Source organism: Desulfopila sp. IMCC35006 (assembly GCF_005116645.1).
Classification (GTDB): Bacteria; Desulfobacterota; Desulfobulbia; order Desulfobulbales; family Desulfocapsaceae; genus Desulforhopalus_A.
Genome location: NZ_SWCM01000040.1, coordinates 1 through 1,787, shown reverse-complemented (window position 1 = coordinate 1,787; position 1,787 = coordinate 1). Strand labels below are relative to the sequence as shown.

Below are 1,787 nucleotides of genomic sequence, written 5' to 3'. Positions count from 1 at the left end.
TGTTAGCGGCGGCGTGATAATGCATAAAAGTGGCGTTTTGAAAATGTTGATTTTCGATCGTTGTTTTCCACCGCCTCAAAAGCATGTCTGAGACGGCGGAATGAGTTTGGAGCTTAGATTTCCACCTGTTCTTTCATGCGATAGCTTTTTCCTTCAATGACAATGGTGTCAGCATGATGCAACAGCCTGTCAAGAATGGCAGAGGTGAGTGTCGCGTCATTGTTGAATATTTTTGGCCAGTCTTTATACGCCCGATTCGAGGTGATAACCAGAGCACCATTCTCATAGCGACCACTGATAACCTGGAACAGGAGATCAGCACCACGTTTGTCGATGGGTAAATAGCCTAATTCGTCGAGGATCAACATCGAGGGTTTGAGATATTTCTTCAAACCATTTTTCAACTGACCGGTAGCCTGCGCCGCAGATAAGGTATTAATGACATCGACTGCCGTGGCAAAGAGCACAGAGTGTCCCCGCAGGCAGGCTTCATAACCAATGGCGCTGGCAAGGTGGGTTTTACCAAGCCCGACCCCAGCTAGCAGTATAGCGTTGGCTTTATTGGCGATAAAATCGAGCTGAAAGAGGTGTTTAACCTGGGCCTGATTGATCTTCTCCGGCCAGTTCCACTCAAACTGCTCCAGGGTTTTGACAACAGGAAAGCGCGCCATGGAGATCCGGCGCTGGATGGAGTTGTCCCAGCGAAGCATGGTTTCCCCCTGGATTAGTTGGGCAAAATATTCCTGGGGGCTCCAGTTGTCCTTGGCTGCTGTCGCCGCCAGATCGCGATAGTGATGCTCCATAAAACGCAGCTTAAGGTAGCAAAGTTGTTCATCGAGCTGTTGCGGGCTTTTATTCATTATTTACCCTCCCTGTATAGATATCCATATCCGGCTCCTTAATCTCAAGATCCAGCAGGTCTTCGGCCCTTGTTAGATGCAGGGCGCCGGGTTCCTCACAAATATGCTTTCGTTGTTCGAGCAGGTTGGCGATATATTCACAGGAGAAGGCCTTGAACTCTAACGCGTCCTCTATGCTTCTGGCAACCTGATCCCGGCCGTAAATCTCACTCAAGCCGACGATTTGTCTGATATGATGGATCAGGTTCATTTTACGTTCTAGAAGCCCTTGATAATACCGTTCGGAATTCCGGGAGAGTGCCAGGAACCGCATAAGGATCTTTTGGTCTTTGGCTTTTCTCCGCTGCTGCAATAACGCTTTTGGGTGATCTGGATCCTCAATGTCCTGATAACGATCGTAACTTCTTCCATGCCTGGCGATGAGTTTGTTGTCATGGTAGATACATATTCTGTCGGGATAGTTCTTGACGGTTAACCGGACACCGGCGTATTCCGCAGGAACCGAATAATTGTTGGCATCCACGGCGATCCGAAATTGTCTGGAAGCCCTGAGCTGGGTGATGGTCCCGATATCATAGGGCGTAGTCGGTAAGGGAGATAAATATGCGGCTTCTTCAGCGAACATATCTTTGGGTTTTTGCCGCGTTTCTCCATGAAGACGGACATTGGCTATGGTATCCAGCCAGTGTTGTACCGCCGGATTGATTGTCTTGAAATCACCCGGTTCCAAACCGGCGAGGAAATTCTTTTTTACATACCCCACACCATTTTCGACGATACCTTTCTCATTACCTTTGCCGACGCCACAAGGGATAATCTGGAAGCCATAGTGGTTGGAAAAATCCAGAAACTTTGGATTAAAAACAGGATCTTGACCAGTGATTCTCTGCAGCACTGCCGACTTGAGATTATCCACCATGATTTTAG

Annotated in this window: 1 protein-coding gene and 1 pseudogene; both read right to left on the bottom strand. The window is 48.2% G+C overall.

What is annotated here, in order from left to right; all coding sequences use genetic code 11:
* Positions 1–113: 113 nt before the first annotated feature.
* Positions 114–860 (bottom strand): IS21-like element helper ATPase IstB, encoded by a 747-nt coding sequence (gene istB, locus FCL47_RS24055; protein ID WP_136816270.1) that lies wholly within the window; start codon positions 858–860, stop codon positions 114–116.
* Positions 853–1,787 (bottom strand): annotated as a pseudogene (locus tag FCL47_RS24650) (IS21 family transposase); the annotation flags it as partial. The pseudogene FCL47_RS24650 and the gene istB, both read right to left, overlap by 8 nt.